We start from the raw sequence: 16,284 nt of genomic DNA on the forward strand, positions 1-16,284 counted from the left end.
GTGGGGGCTGGTCGCGCAGTTCCCCGCGCCCCTAAATGCGCGCTTCGCGCGCAACAAGCTTGCCGTGGCCGGTCTCGTAGTCATTGTCCTCTTTTTTCTGTTCTGCTTTGTGGGGCCGCTCCTTTACTCCACCGATCAGATCCATACCGACCTCACTCAGGTGAATCTCCATCCCAGCGGGGCGCATTGGCTTGGTACCGATGCTGTCGGGCATGACGAGCTGGGGCGGCTCATGTACGGCGGGAAGGTGTCGTTGCTCGTCGGGCTTGCCGCTGGGGTGCTTGCCACCGTGATCGGGACCTTGTGGGGGGCTGTCGCCGGGTATGCGGGCGGCTGGCTCGATGCCGTGATGATGCGGGTCGTGGACGCGGGGATCGCCATCCCGGCGCTGTTCATCCTGCTTGTCGTGTCTGCCATCACCACGCCCGGTGTGCCTGGGCTGATCGTGATTCTGGGGCTGGTGTCCTGGCTCGTGCCGTCGCGGTTGGTGCGGGCGGAGACGTTGACCTTGAAGAGCCGTGACTATGTGCTGACCCTGCGCGCCATCGGCGGTTCGCACAGCCGGGCCATCACCCGGCACATCCTGCCCAACTCGGTGTCGACGATCGTCGTCGCGGCCACCTTCCAGGTCGCCGACGCGATTCTGCTCGTCGCCTATGTGTCCTATCTGGGGCTGGGAGTTCAGCCGCCGTCGACCGACTGGGGCGGCATGCTCTCGGCCGGGCTGACGGCCGCGTACTCGGGACGCTGGTGGCTGATCGTGCCACCGGGCCTCGCGATCATCCTCGTCGTCTGCGCGTTCAACGCGGTGGGCGACGGGCTTCGTGACGCCTTCGACGTGAAGGGACGGGGATGAACAGCATCCTGGAGATAGAGAATCTGGGCGTCACCTTCTCCACCGAGAGCGGTGATGTGCCCGCCGTGCGTGGGGTGTCCCTGCGGGTGGCAGCGGGGGAGACTCTTGCCCTCGTCGGTGAGTCCGGGTCCGGGAAATCGACCGTGGCCCTTGCCGCGCTCGGGTTGTTGCCCGGCAACGCCCGTGCCTCCGGGGGCGTTTCGGTCGGCGGTACGGATGTCGTGGGGGCCGGTGAGGCCGAACTCGCGCGGCTGCGGGGGCGTACGGCTTCGATGGTGTTCCAGGAGCCGGCCACCGCCCTTGATCCGCTGACCCGAATCGGCAAGCAGATAGCGGAAGTTGTGCGGAATCATCGGGATGTGTCGCGGCAGGAGGCTGCTGCCGAGGCAGTTGGGTTGCTGCGCCGGGTCGGGATTCCCGAGCCTGAGCGGCGGGCTTCCGCCTTTCCGTTCCAGTTGTCCGGTGGGCAGCGGCAGCGGGTTGTCATCGCCATGGCCATCGCCAACTCGCCCGGGCTGCTCGTCGCGGACGAGCCGACCACCGCGCTCGATGTCACCGTGCAGGCCGAAATCCTCGATCTGCTACGGGCGTTGGCCGTCGACTCCGGGACCGGGGTACTGCTGGTCACGCACAACATGGGGGTCGTCGCCGACTTCGCCGACCGGGTCGCCGTGATGCTGGAGGGGGAGGTCGTGGAAACGGGGGCGGTGGAGGAAGTGCTGTTGCGGCCGACTCATGAGTACACGCGGCGGCTGTTGGCTGCTGTGCCTCGGCTGGCCGTGACCGGGAGTGGGAGTGTCGTGGGCAAGGAGGCCGAGGGGGCTTCCGTGGTCGAACTGCGGGATGTCTCCGTGCAGTTCGGGCGTGGGCCTCGTGCCGTACGGGCGCTGGAGGACGTGTCGCTGACCGTGCGGGCCGGTGAGACCGTGGGGCTCGTCGGTGAGTCCGGGTCGGGGAAGTCGACGGCGGCTCGGGTCGCGCTGGGGTTGGTCGCGCCGGAGTCGGGAGGCGTCTCACTCTTCGGGGCCGATCTGCGTAAGGCGCGGGGGCGGGCGCGACGGGCCCTGTTGGCCGGGGTCGGTGTGGTGTTGCAGGATCCGGTGGCCTCGCTGGACGCGCGGATGAGTGTCGCGGAGTGCGTGGCCGAGCCGTTGCGGGTGCATCGGCGTGGGATGGGGGTTGCCGAGCGGCGGGAGCGGGTTGCCGAGGTGCTCGAACTGGTGCGGCTGCCGCGGGAGTTGGCGCGGCGTGGGCCTCGCGAGTTGTCCGGTGGGCAGCGGCAGCGGGTGAGTCTGGCGCGGGCGCTGGTCCTCGAACCGCGGCTGCTGGTCGCGGACGAGCCGACGAGCGCGCTGGACGTGAGTGTGCAGCAGACCGTGTTGGAGGTGATCGCCGAGTTGCAGGCGGAGCTCGGGTTCGCGTGTCTTTTCGTGTCGCACGACCTTGCCGTGGTGCAGCAGTTCGCGGGGCGCGTCGTCGTGATGCGGAGCGGACGCGTCGAGGAACAGGGGCCGACCATGAGCACGTTGCTGCATCCGGAGACCGAGTACACGCGTCGGCTCATCGCCGCCGTACCGGTCCCTGATCCGGTGCTTCAGCGTGAACGGAGAGAGCGCCGGGTGGCGTTGGGGACGGAGGCCGGCGCGTGAGGGACTCTCCCCAGGTGATCGTCGGCGTCGACATCGGCGGGACGACCACCCAGGTCGTGCTGTGCACGGCCGAACTCGACGTCCTGGACCGGACGGAGGTGCCGACCCCGGCGAGTGAGGGCGGGGCGGCGATGCTCGCCGCCGCACTCTCCGCGCTACGGCTGCTGCTGGACCGTACGCCCGCCCGGTTGCTCGGGGTCGGGGTCGGTGCGGCCGGGCTCGTGGACGCGCGGGCCGGGCGGATCCTCGTGGCGAGCGACTCCTTTCGCGACTGGGCCGGGTTCGAGGTGACCGCTGCCGTCGAACAGGCCCTGGGCGTACCGGCGTTCCTCGACAACGACGTCAACGCGTTTCTGCGCGGGGAGGTCGCGAAGGGTGCGGTCGCGGGTGCGGAGAACGTGCTCGGGATGACGCTCGGCACGGGGGTGGGCGGGGCGCTGTGGCTGAATGGCGCCCTGTACGAGGGGCCGCGCGGGGCGGCGGGCGAGATCGGGCATGTGCCCGGGTTCGGCGAACTGCCGTGTACGTGCGGCGGTCGGGGGCATCTGGAGACCCTCGCCTCGGGGCGGTCGATCGCGGCGCGGTACGGGGAGCGGACGGGGCGTGGGCGCACCGCCCGCGAGGTCGCCGAGGCGGCCCACCTGGGCGACCCGGACGCGCTCGCCGTGTACGAGGCCGCGGGCCGCGGCATCGCCCGTGCGCTGCTGATCACGGCGGGGATGCTGGATGTCACGACGTGTGTGATCGGCGGAGGTGTCAGCCGGTCGTGGGCGCTGATCGAGTCGGCCGTCCGGGGGACCCTGGCGTTGGAGCCGCCGGTCAGCGGTCACCCGGTGCGGGTGCTGCCGACGCGGCTGGGCGGTGACGCGGTGGCGGTCGGGGCGGCGGCCCGGGCGCGGACGGAACTCCTGATCCACACAGGAGGCCCTCAGCAGACGCCCAGGTGAAGGACGAGAACCGGCCAAGCACGACTGTGTGATTGACGCGCACGCGCCCCATCTCTACCTTCTGATCGACTTACCGAACCCTGTTCGGGATGTCGAACGATATGAATCAATGGGCCGCTCGTATCCCCTGGAGAACACATGGCCGTCCCCCCTCTCCCCCACCCGTCCCGCCGCCTCTTCCTCGGCATGGCCGCGACCGTCCCCCTCGCGGCCACCGGTGCCCTCACCCTCGGCGCCGGCAGCGCCCAGGCGGCCACCAACTCGGCTTATGTCATGTGCTACTTCACCGAGTCGCCGACCTTCCTGGGCGCCAACTACGGCCTGCACCTGGCCGTCAGCCCCGACGGTCTGCAGTGGACCCCGCTCAACCAGAACGCCCCCGTCGCCACCCCCACGGCGGGCTCCCTCGGCCTGCGCGACCCGTTCATCCTGCGCAAGCAGGACGGCACGTTCGTGGTCCTCGCGACCGACCTCAACGGCACCGACTGGTCGTACGTCAGCCAGTACATCCACGTCTGGGACTCCGCCGACCTGCGCACCTTCACCGGCTACCGGCGGATGAAGGTGCACAGCCTGGACACCCACGCCTGGGCGCCGGAGTCCTTCTGGGACGCGGGGCGGGGTCAGTACGGCGTGATCTACTCGGCCGTCAACGACAGCGGCCACAACGTCATCATGGTCAACTACACCAGCGACTTCGTGACCGCCGGGGATCCGCAGGTGTTCTTCGATCCCGGTTACGACGTCATCGACGGTGATCTCGCCGTAGGCGTGAACGGCGTCAACTACCTCTACTTCAAGAAGAGTTCGACACTGGTCGGCGCGAAGTCCACGTCACTGGACCCGGGCAGCTTCACGGAGTTCAGCACGGCGGTCTCGCACAACGGCACCGAGGCCCCGACCTTGGTCAAATCCCTTGCGTCCAGCTCGACTTGGTACCTCTGGGGCGACACCTGGGACCCCAACGGCGTCTTCTACGCCTGGCAGACCAGCAGCCTCGCCGCGGGCACCTGGACGGCCGTGGACCAGAAGCTCTACACGCAGCCGCTCAACTCCAAGCACTGCGGCATCCAGCCGATCACCACGGCCGAGTACAACAACCTGATCGCCAAGTGGGGCACGCCCGCCTGGAACCGGCTCAAGTCCTACAACTACCCGGCCCGTTACGTCCGCCACTCCAACTTCGTCGGGCGGATAGACGAGTACGCCTTCGACCCGTACACCGACTCCCAGTGGACCCTGGTGCCGGGCCTCGCGGACTCGACCGGGGTGTCCTTCCAGTCGGTCAACTACCCGACCCGGTATCTGCGGCACTACAACTACGCGCTCCAACTCGACGTGAACGACGGCACGTCGACGTTCGCCGGAGACGCCACGTTCTACCGGACCGCAGGGCTCGCCGACTCCTCCTGGACGTCCTTCCGGTCGTACAACAACCCGACGCGCTACATCCGGCACTCCGACTTCGTCCTGCGCATCGACCCGATCTCGACGGCCACGGATCAGCAGGACGCGACGTTCTACGTCGGGTACTGAGCACGACGCGGGTGCCTCCCGGAGAACGGAGGCACCCGCGTCGGCCGGAGAGAAGTCCTAGTCCAGGCCGGCCGTCTTCAGCCAGGCCTTCGCCACGTCCAGCGGGTCCTTGTTCTGGGACTGGACCTTGGTGTCGAGGTCCAGCAGGGTCGCCGTGTCGAGCTTCGCGGAGACCGCGTTGAGGGCGGCGACGCCGGCCGCGGAGAGGCCGCTCTTGTAGACGAGGGGCTGCACGTTCTCGAAGCCGAAGAGCCTCTTCGGGTCCTGGAGCGTGACGTGCTTCTCCTTGACGATGGTCGGGTCCGTGCTGAAGAGGTCCGCCGCCTGCACGGTGTTCTTCTTCAGCGCCGCCGCGGTCAGCGGGCCGCCCGCGTCCAGCGCCTTGAAGGACTTGAACTCCAGGCCGTAGACGGACTTCAGGCCCACCAGGCCCTGCTGCCGGGTCTGGAACTCCGGCGAGGCACCGATGACCAGGTCCTTGGCGATGGACTTGAGGTCCGCAATGCTGGAGTCGGACGTGAGGCTGTACTTCTTCGCGGTCTCCGCGTTGAGCGTGACCGTGTCCTTGTCCTCCGCCGCCGCGGGGTCCAGCAGCGTCAGCTTGGTGTCCAGCTTGGCGTTGATCGCGGCCGTGGTCGCGGCGAGGGTCGCCGGGGTGGCCTTCGGGTCGAGGTAGGCCAGCAGGGCGCCGTTGTACTCGGGCAGCACCGTGATGGAGCCGTTCTTGAGCAGGCCGTAGGTGGTCTCGCGGCTGCCGATGTTCGGCTTGTAAGTGACCTTGACGCCCTTGGCCTTGAGGGCCTCGCCGTAGATGTCGGCGATCAGGATGCTCTCGGCGAAGTTGTTGGAGCCGACGACGACCGTGTCACCACTGGCCTTGCCGCCCGAGAGCGGGTTGTCGGACTTGCTGTCGGAGGACGAACCACATCCCGTGACAAGCGCAGCCGTCGCGGCGAGCGCGATGGCGGCCGCGCCGGGGTACCTAGTACTGGACCAGCTGTTCTTCGCTTTAGAAGTCACAATTCCCGTTCCGGGTTTGGATGTTGGCACAGGCGTGCAGGCATGGCTGTGGCGACCACGCGCGGGGCGTGAACGCCGCACTCCGCTGATCCAATCCAGCCGGTTCTTGGTCAGTCAAGAGAAGTCTGGTCACCGATTGGCCTCAATGGGTGCCCAGTTGTGAAGGCAACGTAAACAGACCGGTCACGAACACAGGCGCTTTGTAATTGATTCTTGACGTAGGGCGACGCACTTGATCGTTCAATGAGGCGGTAGTCTCCCCGGAGTTGGCGTCGGTCACAGCGGTGTGCGGGGGCCGCTTCGATCAAAAACAGTCACGCGCGTCGCTACGCGTCACGTGACGACACCCCACGAAGGAGGCCTGGTGTCCATACGGGGCTTCGCAGACCGTTGGCCCTTCAGGCGCAAGCTCAATCTGCTCGTCGGCGTTCCCCTCGCGGTGGTCGCGGTGCTGCTGGCGTATCTCATCACCGATGAGATCGGGCAGTCGACGGACGCGAGCGACGCGGCCCGGCTGGTCCGTGACAGCGGGCAGGTCGCCAAGCTGGTGAACCTCGTGGAGGCGGAGCACCAGGAGGCCATCCTGCTCTCCGTCCGCTTCGAGGCCACGAACGACGGCGGCACCCCCTCGCAGAGCGCCTACCGGACGGCCCAGGTGGCCGTGGACAAGCAGGTCGAGAAGGTGCGCGACACCTTCGGCGACCGGCTGCCGGACAGCGAGGCCCAGGCCCTGAAGGAGATCAACGGCCTGGAGACCCTGCGCGACACCGTCGAGCAGAGCTATCTGCCCGCCGACAACATCGACCCGGCGTACACCAGCGCCTCCGACGGCCTGATCGACGGGCTCGACCTCGAACACAACGCGAACCTCGCCACCACCTTCACCGGCAACCTGCTGGACTCCGTGCTGCGGGCCGATGCGGCCCACAGCTCGTTCGAGACCAGCGTGTTCTCGGCGACGACCGGTGACAGCAACGCGCTCATCGAGTTCAACAACGCGGTCGGCTCCTACGACCTCTACACCTACCAGGCGGCCAGGTTCGCCCGGTTCGCCACCGCGGACCAGGCCGACCAGCTCTCCGGCATCGAGCACACCCCGGCGCAGCGGCTGATCGCCGAGTCCTACGCCGAGTTGCAGATCGACCCCAGCGGGCTGCAGGCCGAGACGCCCGGCGCCGTCCGCAAGGCCTTCGCGGACGCCATGAGCGACTACCCCTTCTACCCGCAGCAGGCCGCGAGCCGGTTGAAGATCACCACCTCGCTCATCGGCCAGATCGCCACCCGCGCCGACAGCGCCTCCAGCTCCGCGTCCTGGCGCGCCGGACTGCTGCTGAACCTCGCGCTGATCGGCTTCGCGCTGTGGCTCGTCTTCGTGGTGATCGTGCGCCGCTCGGTGGTCCGCCCGGTGCAGGCCCTGACCGGTGCCGCGAAGCAGGTCGCCGAGGTCGCGGGCCGGGAACTCGCCCGCGTGGCCGACGACGACGCCGAGGACGACGGGCCGCCGCTGCTGCGCGACATGCCGGTCACCGCGAAGGACGAGATCGGTGACCTCGCCGAGGCCTTCAACCACGTGCAGACCACGGCCGCCGCACTGCTGGCCCGCCAGGTGGTCAGCCGGCGCAACGTCGCCGAGATGTTCGGCAACGTCGGCCGCCGCGTCAGCAACCTGACGACCCGTCAACTCGCCCTGATCGACGCGGTGGAGCGCGGCGAGACGGACCCGGCGCTCCTGGAGCGCCTCTACTCCATCGACCACATCGCCGTACGCCTGCGCCGCAACGCGGACAGTCTGATGCTGCTCGCCGGCATCCGCGAGACGGTGATGGACGGCGGGCCCACCGAGCTCACCAACGTCGTACGGGCCGCGCTGGGCCAGATCGAGGGCTTCCAGCGGGTGAGTCTGCGCGCCGACACCGAGGTCATGGTGGAGCCCGACATCATCGGCGACCTCACGCTGATGGTGGCCGAACTCCTGGAGAACGCGGTCTCGTTCTCGCCCGCGGGCAGCCCCGTCGAGGTGGTCGTACGGACCGACGGCGACGACGCGCTGATCGTGGTCGCCGACCACGGTCTCGGGATGAGCGCCGACCGCATCGCCGAGGAGAACGCCCGGCTGATCCGCCGCGAGCGACTCGACCTGGTGCCGACGAAGGTGCTGGGCCTGTTCGTGGTCGGTACGCTCGCCCGCCGCTGGGACATCGACGTCACGCTGGCCCGCACACCGGGCGGCGGTGTGACGTCCGAGATCACGATCCCGGCGACGCTGCTGCTGCGTATGAGCGCGCTGGCCTCCGGCAGTTCGGCGGGAGAACACGCAGGGTCGGACAAGGCGCTCACGTCCGCCGCCGCGGGGGCGGGGGCCGTCAACTCGGCCCAGGACCAAGCCCGTCCGGCCCCTTCCTGGGCCACCTCGGACTCCGGTCCACGGCCGTCGATCACCCTGAGCAGGCCCGAGCCGATCACACCTGAGCACGTGCGCGCCGATGAGGAGCCCACCCCGCTCCCCCGCAGGGTCTCCCGGTACGAGACGGCCACGACCGCCGCGGCACCGCCGACCCCGCCGCCGGGCGACTCCGCCCTCGACGACGGCCCCGGAGGCTCCCGGCCGCTACGGCGCCGGGTCCGGGGTGCCACCCTACGTACGGGCGCCGACGCCGCCGCCCAGCAAGCCGCCCGGCAGGCCCCCCGGCCCGCCGACGCGGACGCCGTCCGCTCGGCCCTCGAAGAGTTCGAGGCCGCCGTGGAGCAAGCGCATCGGGACAGCGACACACTCGCTGGCCTGCGCATCCCGGACGGGGACAACCCGCACGACCAGAACCACCTCCCGAAAGGAGCGGAGCAGTGAGTACGTCGACAGGTGACACTCCCACGGGGGGCACCACGCCGGCCGAACTGCAGGCAGCCGCGGCCGATTTCAACTGGCTGCTCAACCGTTTCGCGACGGAGACCGCGGGTGTCGTCGACGCCATCGCGGTGTCCTCCGACGGTCTGCTGATCGCCGTGGCCGAACTGCGTGAGCACGCCCACTCCGAACGCCTCGGGGCCATCGTCTCCGGCATCACCAGCCTGGCCGCCGGAGCTTCGGGCAACTACGGTCTCGGCGGCCTGAACAAGGTCATCATCGACCTGGAGGGCGGCCACGTCCTCGTCTCCGCGATCGGCAGCGGCGCCGTCCTCGGCGTCGTCACCGACAAGGAGGCCAAGCTCGGCAACATCGCCTACGAGATGACGCTGTTCGCCAACCGTGCCGGTTCCGCGCTCAACCCCCAGCTGGTGCTCCAGCTGAAGAACAGCGTCGGCGCCGCTTCGGCTCGGTGACCGGTCCCCGACCGGTCGAGAGAGGAACAGCCACACATGCCCGACGGCCGCACTCCCAGCGGTGCCGGCGCGGACGGGGCCACACCCCCGGGTCGCGATCCGGTACGCCCGCCCTCCGCCGTACGGCCGTTCCTGGTCACCGCCGGCCGGGTGGCGGGCGCGGGAGCTGCTGCCTCCGGGCGGCCGATCCCCGTCGAGACCCAGGTGGTGGCCACCGCCGCCGGGCTCGACGTGCTCGACCGGCTCTCCTTCGAGCAGCACGACATCGTCGCCGCCTGCCGGCAGCCGCAGTCCCTCGCGGAGATCGCGGCCCGGCTGCGGCTGCACCTGAACGTGGTGCGGGTCCTCGCCGAAGACCTGCGCGCCGCAGGGCAGTTGACGGTGCACGTGCCCAACTCCGACATCACCCATGACGCAACGGTCCTGCGAAGGGTCATCGATGGCCTCCGCGCCATCCCCAACTCCCGGGGAGTACTCCGTGACACCGACTGAACCGGTCGCCCGCGGTGCGGCGCAGACCGTGGTACGCCCGCCGCTGCCGGTGAAGATGGTCGTCGCGGGCGGCTTCGGCGTGGGCAAGACCACCACCGTGGGCGCGATCTCCGAGATCGAGCCGCTCACCACCGAGGCCGCCATCACCGAGGTCGCGGCGGGCGTGGACGACCTGTCCCACACCCCGCGCAAGACCACGACCACGGTGGCGATGGACTTCGGCTGCATCACCATCGACCCGACCCTGAAGCTGTATCTGTTCGGTACGCCCGGGCAGGACCGGTTCGGCTTCATGTGGGACGACATCGTGGAGGGCGCGGTCGGCGGTCTCGTCATCGTCGACACCCGCCGGCTCGACGACTGCTACGCGGCCGTCGACTACTTCGAGCACAAGCAGATCCCGTTCGCGGTCGCCCTGAACGCCTTCGACGGCAGGATCGAGCACTCCCTCGACGAGGTCCGCTGGGCGCTGGACGTCAACGAGCGCGTCCCGGTCATCGCCTTCGACGCGCGCGAACGCGGCTCGGTACGGGACGCGTTGCTGGTCGTACTGGAGCTGGCGCTGGCGCGCACCGAGAACTGACGGCAACGGAAAAGGAGTTGGGGAGGGCCGCCCTGGGCCCTCCCCAACTCCCTTTGTTCACAAGGGTTCGCAGGGGTTCTCAGTTGCTCCTACGAACCCCTGGCGACACCGTCAGCCGCGCGATGCCCCAGAAGACTCCCAGCGTCACCAGGGCCATCCCGGCGACCAGGGTGGCGCCGCCGACGACCTTCTCGTAGTTCTTCTGGTAGAGGCCGTCGATGATGTAGCGGCCGAGGCCGCCGAGGCTGACGTAGGCCGCGATGGTGGCCGTGGAGACGATCTGGATGGCTGCCGAGCGCAGGCCGCTGAGGATCAGCGGGAGGGCGACCGGGAGTTCCACCTGGAACAGGATGTTCGCCTCGTTCATGCCCATGCCGCGGGCCGCGTCGACCGGGGACGGGTCGACGGAGCGCATCGCCTCGTACGTGGTGACCAGGATCGGCGGTACGGCGAGGACGACCAGCGGGATCATCACCGGGACCAGGCCGAAGCCGATCAGCACGAACATCAGCACCAGCAGACCGAAGCTGGGCAGGGCGCGGGCGGCGGTGGCGATGAGCGAGAGGGTGTTGCCGCCGCGTCCGGTGTGGCCCGTCAGCAGGCCGACGGGGAGGCCGATGGCGGCGGCGATGGCGAGCGCGATCAGCGAGTACTGGAGGTGCTCGCGCAGCCGGGTGGGGATGCCGTCGTAGCCGTGCCAGTGGGTGCTGTCGCTGAAGAACAGGTTGATGTAGTGGAGTACGTTCACCGGGCTGCGTCCTCCAGTGCGAGTTCGGCCGGTTCCGGCCGGTCCTCGGCGGGGCGGGCCTTGCGGGTACCGCGCGGCATCCAGGGCGTGAGGAGCAGGCGTACGCCGACCAGGACGGCGTCCACGACGATGGCGAGGACGGCCGTGGTGATCACGGAGAGCCAGATCAGGCGTGGTTGGTGGTAGATCTGACCGTCGTTGAGCAGGTTGCCCAGGGCGCCCTGGTTGCCGATGAGCATGCCGACGCTGACGAGGGAGATGCTGGACACGGTCGCCACTCGCAGGCCGGCGATGATCGCGGGCACGGCGATCGGCAACTGCACCTGGAGGTACCGGCGTACGGGCCCGAGGCCCATCGCGGTGGCCGCGTCCAGGGTCTCCTGGGGCACCGAGCGGACGCCGTCCACGATCGCCGGGACGAACACCACGAGGCTGTAGACGCCGAGCGGGATCATCACGGTGGTCTCGGTCTGGCCGGTGTAGTCGATGAGGACGACGAAGAAGGCCAGCGAGGGAATCGCGTAGAGCACGGTCGTCACCCAGAGCACCGGCGGGTACAACCAGCGCAGCCGCACGCAGAGTTGGGCGATGGGCAGCGCGACCACCAGGCCGACGAGGACCGGGATGACGGCCTCGCGCAGGTGCAGGCCGATCAGGCCGAAGTAGCTGTTCTGGAGGTCGCTGGGGATGCGGAACCAGTCGTTCATCCGGCGACCTTCGCGCCGCTGCGACCCGCCGCGTGCGCACTCCGGATCGCCTCGCCCACGGCCTGCTGCGATACGACGCCGACGACCCGGCCGGTGCCGTCCACGCCGACCGCCCAGCCGGTGGGCGACAGCACGGACCCGTCGAGCGCGGCGCGCAGCGAGTCCTTGCCGGCCGCGAAGGGGCGGCCGTACGACAGGAGTCGGGCGGTGTCGACGGCCCCGGCGGTGAGTGCGTCGGGCTCGCTCCAGCCGAGCGGCCTGCCGTCCAGGTCGGTGACGAGGAGGTATGGCACGTCGGGGGTGGTGCGTTCGGCGATCTGCTCGGCGGTGGAGTCGACGGCGATGATCGGGGAGGTCTTGAGGTCGAGGCCCGCGGAGGAGAAGAAGGAGAGGCGGCGGATGCCCCGGTCGGTGCCGAGGAAGTCCTCGACGAAGGCATCGGCCGGGTCGGACAACAGCTCGGCGGGCGGGGCGAATTGGGCGAGCTTGCCACCGGTGCGCAGGACCGCGACCATCGTGCCGAGCTTGATGGCCTCGTCGATGTCATGGGTGACGAAGACGATGGTCTTGCCCAACTCCTCCTGGAGACGCAGGAGTTCGTCCTGGAGACCCTTGCGGACCACGGGGTCGACGGCGGAGAAGGGCTCGTCCATGAGGAGGACGGGTGGGTCGGCGGCGAGGGCTCGGGCGACGCCGACGCGCTGCTGCTGGCCGCCGGAGAGCTGGTACGGGTACCGCTTGGCGAGGGAGGCGTCGAGCCCCACCCGCTCCATGAGTTCGGTGGCCCGCGCCCTGGCCTTCTCCTTGCCCCAGCCGAGCATGCGGGGGACGGTCGCGATGTTGTCGACGATCGTGCGGTGCTGGAAGAGTCCGGCGTTCTGGATGACGTAACCCATCGACCGCCGCAGGGTGTTGACCGGCTGCTTGGTGATGTCCGCGCCGTCGAGGAGGATCGTCCCCTCGCTGGGGTCGATCATCCGGTTGATCATGCGCAGCGTCGTGGTCTTGCCGCAGCCCGAAGGGCCGACGAGGACGGTGATCGAGCGGTCCGGTATGTCCAAGGACAGTTGGTCGACCGCCACCGTGCCGTCCGGGTACCGCTTGGTGACTGAATCTATCCGTATCAAAGCGCCGAATACCCTTCGGATGTGGCAGAAACTGCCCGTTCCTGGCCGCTGTCTCAGGCCGTTGAGGGGAGAGTCTAGACGGCTTGTGTTGCGGGAACTTGGCGGGCACCTGAGGGGTTTTGGGTGCCGCTTCCTGGGGGTTCGACGCGGATTGACTGTGCCCTTCCTGTGAGTCCGCTGATTCTCATCGGTCGTTCAGTGAAGGCTCAGTGACCGCACAGACAGCGGCCGGATCGTCACCGTCATGAACGAACAGAACGCGGGAGGCGTCCGGCAGCGGTCGGTCGAGATCGTGGTGCCGGTCTACAACGAGGCGCACGTCCTCGCCGGCAGTGTCGGCCGTCTCCACGCATACCTCGAAGCATCCTTCCCGTTCCCGTTCACGATCACCGTGGCGGACAACGCGAGCACCGACGGCACCTGGCAGGAGGCGCTCGACCTCACCCAGCGGCTGCCGCACGTGCACGCCGTGCACCTCGACGCCAAGGGCCGGGGCCGCGCCCTGAAGCAGGTGTGGAGCCGGTCCGAGGCGGACGTGGTCGCGTACATGGACGTCGACCTGTCCACCGGCCTCGAAGGCTTCCTGCCCCTGGTCGCCCCGCTCCTGTCCGGCCACAGCGACGTGGCGATCGGCAGCCGCCTGCATCGGCAGTCGGCCGTCGAGCGCGGTGCCAAGCGCGAGTTCATCTCCCGCTCCTACAACCTCCTCCTCAAGGCAGGCCTCGCGGCCCGCTTCTCGGACGCGCAGTGCGGCTTCAAGGCCGTCCGCACCGAGGTGTTCCGGGCGCTCGCCCCGCACATCGAGGACAACGCCTGGTTCTTCGACACCGAACTTCTCGTCCTCGCCCAGCGCAACAGGCTCCGCATCCACGAGGTCCCGGTCGACTGGATCGACGACCCCGACAGCCGCGTCGACATCGTCCGTACCGCCCTCGACGACCTCAAGGGCATGCGCCGCATGTTCAAGCAGACCGTCACCGGCCGCGCCCGCATCGCCGCCGTACCCCACCGCACCCGCACCACCACCCCTGTCCTGCCCGTCGGGGCGCCCGCCTCTTCCGCGGAACACCTGGAGTACGCGTCATGACGACCCTCGCCCCGCCCCCCAGCCAGGAAGACGCCCGGCGCTCGCACCGGGCCGGCCCGCCCGCCGACGGCGGCGTCGCCGCCCGCGCCAGAAGGCTCTTCACGGGCCCGGAGGACGACCCGCGCTGGGCCCGCCCGGCCCTGTGGGCGATCCTGCTGCTGGCCACGGCGCTCTACGCCTGGAACCTCACCTCGATCACCGGCAACACCTTCTACGACGCGGCCGTCTACAGCGGCACCAAGAGCTGGAAGGCGTTCTTCTTCGGCGCGCTCGACTCCGGCAGCTTCATCACCGTCGACAAACCACCGTTCGCCCTGTGGGTGATGGGCCTCTCTGCCCGCGTATTCGGTTACGGCACCTGGCAGTTGATGCTCCCGATGGTCGCGGCCGGCACCGGCTCGGTGGCCCTCCTCTACCGGAGCGTCAAGCGGGACTTCGGCGCGGTGGCGGGCACGATCTCCGCACTGGTCCTCACCCTCACCCCGATCACGGTCGCCATCACCCGCGACACCAACCCGGACCCGATCCTCGTCCTCCTGATGATGCTCGGCGCGGTCGCCCTCCTGAAGGCCGTCCGCAACGGCAGGTTGATGCCCCTGGTCTGGTCGGCGGTCGCGATCGGCTTCGCGTTCAACACCAAGATGATGCAGGCGTACGTCGTCCTGCCCGCGTTCTTCGTCGTCTACCTCTGGGCGACGAACGTCTCCCTCGGCAAGCGCATCCGCAACCTCGCCGTCGCCACCGTCGCGCTGGTCGTCTCCAGCGCCTGGTGGATGGTGATCGTCGACCTGATCCCCGCGTCCTCCCGCCCCTACATCGGCGGCTCGACCGACAACACGGTGTGGGACCTGGTCATCGGCTACAACGGCTTCGGCCGCATCTTCGGCGCCAGCTCGTCGGTCGGCTCGCAGGGCAACGGGGCGAGCTTCGGCGGCAGTTCGGGCCTGTACCGGATGTTCAACGAGATCATGGGCGGCCAGATCTCCTGGCTGATCCCCTTCGCGGCCATCGCGTTGATCGCCGGCCTGGTACTGCGCGGACGCGCTCCCCGTACGGACGCCAAGCGGGCGGCGCTGCTGCTCTGGGGCGGCTGGTTCGTCTTCCACTTCCTGACGTTCTCGCTCGCCGAGGGCACCTTCCACCCGTACTACGTCACCGCCATGGCGCCCGGTATCGCGGCCCTGGCCGGTGCGGGCGGGGTGCTGCTGTACCGCGCCTTCCGTGAGGGCGCGGCTGCGAAGTGGGCCTGGGTGCTGCCGGTCGCCATCGCGGCCAGCTCCGTCTGGGCGGTCGTCCTGCTCCAGCGGGTGTCCGGCTCCGGCACGGTGTACACGGTCGCGGAGATCGTGGTCGCCGTGGCAGGCGCGGCTTCTGTACTCGGCCTGCTGGTCGGCCGGTTCACCAAGCGCCACCGCCTGATGGGCTTCGCGGCCCTCGCGGCGATCGTCGCCCTCCTCGCGGGTCCCGCGGCCTACTCGGTCTCGGCGGCGACCTCCTCGACCAACGGCACCAACCCGACGGCCGGTCCGAGCACGGGTGGCGGTATGGGTGGCGGCGGTGGCGGCATGGGCGGCGCTCCGAGCGGCACCAAGTCCGGTACGAAGCCCAGCGGTTCGGCCCCGTCCGGCACCAGGCCCTCGGGCACCGGTTCGGCGCCTTCCTCCTCCTCGAACTCCTCGAAGTCCGGTACGCAGCAGGCCGGCGGCGGTATGGGCGGCGGCTCCCAGGTCTCGTCCGAGATGATCACGTACCTCAAGAAGCACCAGGACGGGGCGACTTGGCTGCTGGCGGTGTCCACCGACCAGACGGCTTCCTCGATCATCCTGGAGTCGGGTCAGCCCGTGATCTCCATGGGCGGCTGGTCCGGCAGCGACAACGCCATGACCCTCGCCAAGCTCAAGTCCCTGGTGAAGTCCGGCAAGTTGCACTACATCATCGTCAGCAGCGACGGCGGCCAGGGCACGAACTCCGCGATCACGGCCTGGGTCAAGGCCCACGGCACGGCGGTCAAGTCCTCGGCGTACAGCACCAGTTCGTCGACCTCGTCGTCGACGAGCAGCGGCCTGTACCGCCTGGACGCCTCCGACGTCAGCTGAACCACCAGCCACATTTCCCGACAGGACGGGCCGCCGGTCACCCCGGCGGCCCGTCCGCTTGTCCGCATCCGCTTGTCCGCATCCGCTTGTCCGCATCCGCGCGATGAAGGGCGTAGCG

General features: G+C 69.2%; 14 protein-coding genes. 10 read left to right on the forward strand and 4 right to left on the reverse strand.

Annotated elements, in window-relative coordinates; all coding sequences use genetic code 11:
- The first annotated feature begins 7 nt into the window (after nucleotides 1–7).
- From AB0I69_RS11345 to AB0I69_RS11360, 4 genes are all read left to right on the forward strand, one after another.
- The gene (locus tag AB0I69_RS11345) at nucleotides 8–856 is read left to right on the forward strand and encodes an ABC transporter permease (RefSeq protein WP_363095579.1); all 849 of its coding nucleotides are present in this window, start codon (nucleotides 8–10) and stop codon (nucleotides 854–856) included.
- The gene (locus tag AB0I69_RS11350; RefSeq protein WP_363095351.1) at nucleotides 853–2,505 is read left to right on the forward strand and encodes an ABC transporter ATP-binding protein; all 1,653 of its coding nucleotides are present in this window, start codon (nucleotides 853–855) and stop codon (nucleotides 2,503–2,505) included. The genes AB0I69_RS11345 and AB0I69_RS11350 overlap by 4 nt, the downstream gene beginning before the upstream one ends.
- Complete coding sequence (locus AB0I69_RS11355) at nucleotides 2,502–3,452, forward strand: ROK family protein (protein WP_363095352.1); 951 nt, start codon at nucleotides 2,502–2,504, stop codon at nucleotides 3,450–3,452. The genes AB0I69_RS11350 and AB0I69_RS11355 overlap by 4 nt, the downstream gene beginning before the upstream one ends.
- Before the next feature lie 138 nt (nucleotides 3,453–3,590).
- On the forward strand, nucleotides 3,591–4,988 hold the full coding sequence (locus AB0I69_RS11360) for a glycoside hydrolase family 43 protein (RefSeq protein WP_363095353.1): 1,398 nt from the start codon (nucleotides 3,591–3,593) through the stop codon (nucleotides 4,986–4,988).
- 57 nt (nucleotides 4,989–5,045) lie between these two features.
- Here AB0I69_RS11360 and AB0I69_RS11365 read toward each other — a convergent pair whose 3' ends face one another.
- Entirely contained in the window at nucleotides 5,046–6,008 is a 963-nt protein-coding gene (locus tag AB0I69_RS11365; protein ID WP_363095354.1) for an ABC transporter substrate-binding protein, read from the reverse strand.
- A 364-nt stretch (nucleotides 6,009–6,372) separates the two neighbouring features.
- On the opposite strand from AB0I69_RS11365, the gene AB0I69_RS11370 reads away from it, so the two are divergent.
- From AB0I69_RS11370 to AB0I69_RS11385, 4 genes are read left to right on the forward strand one after another with little or no spacing between them, the layout of a single operon-like run.
- Nucleotides 6,373–8,853, forward strand: a complete 2,481-nt coding sequence (locus AB0I69_RS11370) for a sensor histidine kinase (protein WP_363095355.1) — start codon at nucleotides 6,373–6,375, stop codon at nucleotides 8,851–8,853.
- Complete coding sequence (locus AB0I69_RS11375) at nucleotides 8,850–9,326, forward strand: roadblock/LC7 domain-containing protein (protein ID WP_363095356.1); 477 nt, start codon at nucleotides 8,850–8,852, stop codon at nucleotides 9,324–9,326. The genes AB0I69_RS11370 and AB0I69_RS11375 overlap by 4 nt, the downstream gene beginning before the upstream one ends.
- A gap of 36 nt (nucleotides 9,327–9,362) precedes the next feature.
- Nucleotides 9,363–9,818 (forward strand): DUF742 domain-containing protein, encoded by a 456-nt coding sequence (locus AB0I69_RS11380; protein WP_363095357.1) that lies wholly within the window; start codon nucleotides 9,363–9,365, stop codon nucleotides 9,816–9,818.
- Nucleotides 9,805–10,401 (forward strand): ATP/GTP-binding protein, encoded by a 597-nt coding sequence (locus tag AB0I69_RS11385; RefSeq protein ID WP_363095358.1) that lies wholly within the window; start codon nucleotides 9,805–9,807, stop codon nucleotides 10,399–10,401. The genes AB0I69_RS11380 and AB0I69_RS11385 overlap by 14 nt, the downstream gene beginning before the upstream one ends.
- 79 nt (nucleotides 10,402–10,480) lie before the next feature.
- Here the strand turns inward: AB0I69_RS11385 and AB0I69_RS11390 are convergent, their stop codons facing one another.
- From AB0I69_RS11390 to AB0I69_RS11400, 3 genes are read right to left on the reverse strand one after another with little or no spacing between them, the layout of a single operon-like run.
- A complete protein-coding gene (locus AB0I69_RS11390; protein WP_363095359.1) occupies nucleotides 10,481–11,149 on the reverse strand; it encodes an ABC transporter permease in 669 nt (222 codons plus the stop codon).
- A complete protein-coding gene (locus tag AB0I69_RS11395; RefSeq protein ID WP_328677350.1) occupies nucleotides 11,146–11,856 on the reverse strand; it encodes an ABC transporter permease subunit in 711 nt (236 codons plus the stop codon). The genes AB0I69_RS11390 and AB0I69_RS11395 overlap by 4 nt, the downstream gene beginning before the upstream one ends.
- Nucleotides 11,853–12,983, reverse strand: coding sequence for an ABC transporter ATP-binding protein (locus AB0I69_RS11400; protein ID WP_363095360.1), 1,131 nt, complete (start codon nucleotides 12,981–12,983; stop codon nucleotides 11,853–11,855). The genes AB0I69_RS11395 and AB0I69_RS11400 overlap by 4 nt, the downstream gene beginning before the upstream one ends.
- 244 nt (nucleotides 12,984–13,227) lie before the next feature.
- Here AB0I69_RS11400 and AB0I69_RS11405 point away from each other — a divergent pair, with 244 nt between their 5' ends.
- A complete protein-coding gene (locus AB0I69_RS11405) occupies nucleotides 13,228–14,070 on the forward strand; it encodes a dolichyl-phosphate beta-glucosyltransferase (RefSeq protein WP_363095361.1) in 843 nt (280 codons plus the stop codon).
- A complete protein-coding gene (locus tag AB0I69_RS11410; RefSeq protein WP_363095362.1) occupies nucleotides 14,067–16,166 on the forward strand; it encodes a glycosyltransferase family 39 protein in 2,100 nt (699 codons plus the stop codon). Before AB0I69_RS11405 ends, AB0I69_RS11410 begins: the two co-directional genes overlap by 4 nt.
- Nucleotides 16,167–16,284 lie beyond the last annotated feature (118 nt).

Origin of the sequence: Streptomyces sp. NPDC050508, from assembly GCF_040655155.1 — a bacterium.
In the GTDB taxonomy this organism is placed as follows: Bacteria; Actinomycetota; Actinomycetes; order Streptomycetales; family Streptomycetaceae; genus Streptomyces.